The following is a 5896-nucleotide window of genomic DNA, read 5'->3' on the forward strand; positions in this document are numbered from 1 at the left end:
AGCACTTTTGCTTTAAAAACATAATGTCCGGGACTGAGGTTAGTGTAAGTGGCTCTTCTTTGGTTGCCGTCGGTATACAGCCAGTCTTCATTAAACCCTTCCAACATATACGCATATTTATCATTGTCCTTATGCGAAAAATCGAGGGAGGCAAAGTCGATGGAGAAAATGTTTTCCTTATACTTCAGCGTAATACTTTGCAGCTGGGATAAAGCGCGGTTCAATAATACCCGGTCATTGACCCATTCACCCGGCTCTACATTTTTATCTAATATCTGGAAACCGGTGAAAGCAAGTGTTGGATGAACAACGGGTTTTCTGATGGAAGTGGGATTGATGAGATTAAATCCGGAAGGTCCACCAAAGATCAGTTCACCTGAACTTGTTTTTAATGCCGCATTATCATTAAATTCCCGGCTCTGTAGGTTATTGGCGGCATCATAACTAATAACAGAAAAAGTAACCTGGTTATTATTTTGTCCGGGAATGGCGTTACATAACCCATTCGGCGTGGAAATCCAAAGTGTTTGATGATCGTCTTCCAGGATATTCAGGATCATATTATCCGGAAGACCATTTGCTGTTGTGAATGTCTGAAATTCCTTTGATTGTTCATTAAATAAGTTCAGGCCCTCCCGGGTTCCTATCCAAATCCGTCCCTTACTGTCTTCCAGCATACAGAAAATGTCATCGTTGCTTAAACTGTTTTTCTTATTTGAATGCTGATAAAAAACTGCAGCAGATTTATTTTTGTCAAGCACGGCAATACCGGCATTGGCACCCACCCATAAATTCCCTTTTCTGTCTTCCATAAGAGAAGAAATATAATTGGAAAGCAACAGCCCGCCGCCACTTCTGTAATGGTTAAACCGGTTTGTCTTTTTGTCAAAACGATCCAATCCGCCACCTAAAGTCCCTATCCATAAATATTGCTCTCTATCTTCAAATAGCTCCCAGACGGTATCATCTGCCAAACTTGAAGAATCATTGTCGTTATGCCTGTAGTGTGTGAACTTCCTGCCATCGAAACTATTGAGTCCCCCCAGATATGTTCCCACCCAAAGGATGCCTTCCTGATCTATCCACAGGCTCACGATTACATTATTGCTCAGGCTATTACTATTGCTGGGATCATGCAGGTATTGCCTGAAAGTATTATTCTTTCTGTCGAAATAGATTAATCCTCCTCCATTGGTGCCTATCCAGATATTACCTGCCCTGTCTTCAACAAAACGGTTTACATCATCGAACTGCAAACTTTTTGCATCTGATTCCCGGTGATGATAATAGGGAAACTGTACGATGTTACTATTATAATAATTTACACCTTGTTTATAGGTGCCGAGCCAGATAACATCCTGATCATCTTTATAAATGGTAGTAATACTATTTTGGCTGATGCTTTTTGGATCATTGGGGTTATTCAGCAGATAACTGCTGGTGTAACCATTCTTTTTATCGATCAGGGTTATCCCACCGTGGTCCGTTCCCACCCAGATCAGGCCATTATTGTCCTGGACAACCTGGCTTATCAATTCTGAATTCAGCCTTGCCTGAAAAGAATTCTTACCAAACTGTCTGATAGTATTATCCTGCGGGTGGAAAAGGAAGAGTGCATCATTATAGTGCCAAAGCCATATATCGCCATCGCAGTCGATAAAAAGATCAAAAGGAGATTTCCACTTATGCTGTTTCTGTAATGTGGTACTGGAAAAAGATACTTGTTCGTCTTTTATGTCATACTTCTCCAAAAGGCCAGATTGATATACCAACCATAATTTTCCGTCCTTTGTTTCTTTTATCGAAGTAATCTTTTCTGCAGGCGGATTTCTTTGTTGTTTAAATGGTTTCACACTTTTATCATTGGCAGAAAATAAATACAGGCCCTTGTCATTGTAAAGGAACCAGTATCTGCCATCGTAGCCTTTTACAATTTTCATAATGGCGCCATCCGGCAAACCGATGGAATGCAAATAACTATTGTAGTCGGCATTAAATTTCTCCGTATCAGGGTTATAAATGCAAGCCCCCCCCGTTGTGGATACCCACATTTTTCTTTCAGGAAGCTCATAAAGCGACAAAATATAGTTATCCTTCAGTGAAGTACTGTCATTGTGATCTTTATGAAATATTCTACAAAAATAGCCATCATAGCGATTAAGTCCATACGTAGTACCGAACCACAAAAAACCATCCGGATCTTTTAACACCGCATTTACCTGGTTATGAGACAAACCCGTATAGGTATTCAGCTTAGAAAAATTATAATGCTCATTTTGTGATAAAACGATAAGGGATTGCAGCAATAAAACAAGCCCAAAAAGATAGCGCATTAAAGTAGGTTTTAGGTATAAACTCATTATGGCAAGGCGGCTGTGGGCTACCTGTTGTCCTGTCCGTCCTGGAGAGCACTGCCGGCATTTCATGCCGGCACCGTGAATTCCCTATTTTTAAGTGTCAAAATAACACATAATTATTTATTACACAAATTACACTTTTATCATGCAGATTCAAATTGTTACTTGCTACAAGGGATATTAATACAGTGTGGATTCTCTGTGGCTGGGCAGCCCCAATACACGATGGCAGATAATAAATAAATTACCTATATCTTTAAAGTCTAATTGGCAGCACATGGAATTGTTTATCCTATTTTCGGTATTGATTACGCTGGCAGCATTTTTTTCGTACATCAACGTAAAGTTTGTGAAACTACCCTCCGGCATTAGCCTGATGCTGATGGGGACGATGGCGTCATTGGCCGTCATCATCACCGGGCATTTTTCATCGGGGTTTAGTACGATTGTAAAAGAGAAATTGGCACTCATTGATTTTTCTGAATTTCTCCTGGGTATTCTGCTAAGTTTCCTGCTGTTTGCAGGTTCACTCCATGTGGATATTGCTGATTTGCGAAAATCAGCAAAAAGTATATCCGTGTTTGCGGTGGTGGGCACACTTGTTTCTACCATGCTGGTCGGTGCTGCGCTCTACGGGCTGATGTTATTATTTCAGCAGCCCATACCCATAATTTACTGTCTGCTTTTCGGTGCATTAATCTCACCTACTGATCCAATAGCTGTAATGGGAATACTAAAAAAAGCAAACCTCTCGAAAACGATAGAAACAAATATTGTGGGAGAATCTCTTTTTAATGATGGTATAGGCGTTGTAGTGTTTGCAACTTTACTCCAGATAGCGGCTGTTGGTGTTGAAAATTTTGGTGCGGCAGATATTGGGCTACTCTTTTTAGAGGAGGCTGTTGGTGGTATTCTTGCGGGATTGATGATCGGGTTTATTGGGTATAAATTGATGAAATCCATTGATCATTTCCAGACAGAAATCCTTATTTCTATAGCAATGGTGATGGGCGGCTACAGTTTTTGTCACTATATTCATGTTTCCGGTCCGCTGGCCATGGTAGTAGCCGGAATTATGACTGGCAACAGAGGGAAGGCACTCGCCATGAGTGACGTCACCAGGGATTATTTGGGCAAATTCTGGGAGGTAACGGACGAAATCCTGAATGCAATTTTGTTCATGCTGATTGGTCTGGAAATAGTAGTGGTAGCTTTTGAGGCACATTACCTGATCATTGGCATATTTGCAGCCATACTATTAATCGTAGCCCGGTTTATATCACTTTATATTCCGGCATTTGCGTTTGGTTTTAAAAAGCAGCTTGGCACAAAAACATTGGCCATCATGACCTGGGGAGGATTGCGGGGAGGGATTTCTATCGCCCTGGCGCTCTCGCTACCGGCCAGTCAATATAAGAACATTATTGTTTCTGTTACTTTTATTATTGTATTGTTTTCTATTCTTGTTCAGGGATTCACTATTGGTAAGTTAATTAAGAGATTAAACAGGTAACTGAAGAACTATAGTAGCCTGGGAAGCATGCGTACGAATCACCTGACAGGTTTATTTTTAATTTCTGCTATTGGTGCTGTATATTGCCGTTGGATGGTATTATTGGTCTTAAATTTAGGGGAATCGTTCATTTTAAATATTTTTTAAATACCTTTATTTCCAATTAATAAGAGCACCGAAATACGAACTACAACTGTTGACAAAAAAAATAAAATTGCGCCATAATGGACACAATCGACAATCGTGAAATGGTAATAATTAACTCTTTCGATGAGTATAGCACGTATCTTGGGAAAGAATTAGGTGTTTCCGACTGGCATAAAATAGACCAGGAACAGATTAATAGGTTTGCGAATGCAACGCTGGATCACCAATGGATTCATACAGATCAGGAAAGAGCTAAAAGCGAAGGTCCATTCAACGGAACCATTGCTCATGGCTACTTAACATTGGCATTAATCCCCTATCTGTGGAAGCAGATTGTAGATGTACGCAATATTAAAATGGAAATAAACTATGGTATAGAGAGTTTTAAATTTGGCCAGCCGGTTTTGGTGGACAGTGAAGTTCAGCTAAAGGCTAAACTCAACACGATAACAAATTTAAGAGGGGTCACCAAAGTTATTATCGAAGCCATACTTGTTATTAAAAATCAGCCAAAGCCGGCTTACACGGGTAATGTAGTTTTCTTGTATCATTTTGTGTAAAAATCAGCGTGTCGGGTAGTCGCTCCGACACACCGGCTACAATCATTATCACACTTTATGAAGAGATATGCCGAAAAGTTCGCAGATGCAATATCTGCGGACTTTTCATTTTTTGGCACAGATCATCATATTTTAAAGAATTTTAATTATTGATGATACTAAAGGTCCTGCATTGAAAGGATAACCTGATCTCTACCCCAGTCCCGGGAGCAGCAGCAATGCTGAAGTCTCCGTCGAGCTGACCGGAAAGGCCGTGCATCAGGCTCATTCCCAGCGACCGGGTATCCTGTGGATCCTGCTCCCGCAAAAAACCAACACCATCGTCTGCAATCAGCAGCAAACAGCCATCCTCTTCTGTACTTTTCAGTGTCACCTGAATGCTCCCTCTCCGACCGGCAGGAAAAGCATATTTAATCGAATTGCTCACGGCCTCGTTAATGATCAGCCCAATAGGCACAGCCTGAACAGCATCGAGCAACACTGGCGCGGCTTCTGTAATGAAAGAAATTTTATCCGTGCTTTCAAACGATTCCTTCATATAGCCGATCAATTCCCTGATGTACCATTTCATATCTATTTTGCCAAGACTATCCACCTGGTAAAGCCGCTGATGAATCAGCGACATAGCGTACATACGGTGCTGACTATTGCGGATGGCTGCTATGGCAACCGTATTATCAAGGTATTCTGACTGAGTATTGAGCAGGCTGATGACAATCTGTAAATTATTTTTAACCCGATGATGTACTTCTTTCAATAACCACTCCTTTTCTTCCACTACTTTTTTCAGTACTTCATTCTGCTCATTTATTTCCCGCTGTTTTTCTTCCAGATCAAGGTTGGAACGCTTCTTCAGCCGGTAGCGGTTATACATTAATGCGGAGAAGAGCACCAACATCGCAACACCAGCAGCGAAAGCATTCCGAAACACTTTTTCATTCTGGATCAGCACTTCCTGTAACTTACTTTTCTGGGTAAGCAACTCTATATTTTTATCTTTTTGCCTGGTTTCAAACTGCAATTGCAGCATCCCCAGTTGTTTGGCCTGGGCAAGGCTGGTTAACGAATCGGATAGCATTTTATATTGCCTGAAATGGCTGATAGCGGAAGAAAGATTCCCCATCGCCGAATCCGTTCTGTAATACAGATACTCACCTTCTACCTTCCGCACCAGGGCCAGTGATATACTGTCTTTATAAGTGACATAACTCCTGAGATAGGGAATCGTTTCCGTAAAGCGGCCAGTAGCCTGAAGATAATAAATAATCCCCAGGCGCAAAAGCTGGCTACCGCGGTCCTGTTGCCCGTGGTGCTGATAG

At 41.2% G+C, this 5896-nt stretch carries 4 protein-coding genes; 2 read left to right on the top strand and 2 right to left on the bottom strand.

Going from position 1 to position 5896, the window contains the following annotated elements:
- On the bottom strand, positions 1-2333 hold a 2333-nt coding region (locus tag VIP81_RS02030), incomplete at its 3' end, for a ligand-binding sensor domain-containing protein (protein ID WP_331956810.1).
- A gap of 214 nt (positions 2334-2547) precedes the next feature.
- Between VIP81_RS02030 and VIP81_RS02035 the strand changes: the two genes are divergently transcribed.
- Together VIP81_RS02035 and VIP81_RS02040 are read left to right on the top strand one after the other, a co-directional pair.
- Complete coding sequence (locus VIP81_RS02035) at positions 2548-3870, top strand: sodium:proton antiporter (protein ID WP_331956811.1); 1323 nt, start codon at positions 2548-2550, stop codon at positions 3868-3870.
- Positions 3871-4094: 224 nt separating this feature from the next.
- The gene (locus VIP81_RS02040) at positions 4095-4577 is read left to right on the top strand and encodes a MaoC family dehydratase (protein WP_331956812.1); all 483 of its coding nucleotides are present in this window, start codon (positions 4095-4097) and stop codon (positions 4575-4577) included.
- Between the two features lie 142 nt (positions 4578-4719).
- Here VIP81_RS02040 and VIP81_RS02045 read toward each other — a convergent pair.
- Positions 4720-5896, bottom strand: a 1177-nt coding sequence (locus VIP81_RS02045) for a sensor histidine kinase (RefSeq protein ID WP_331956813.1), incomplete at its 5' end; no start/stop codon positions are given.

The organism is Chitinophaga sp., from assembly GCF_036566945.1.
Classification (GTDB): domain Bacteria; phylum Bacteroidota; class Bacteroidia; order Chitinophagales; family Chitinophagaceae; genus Chitinophaga.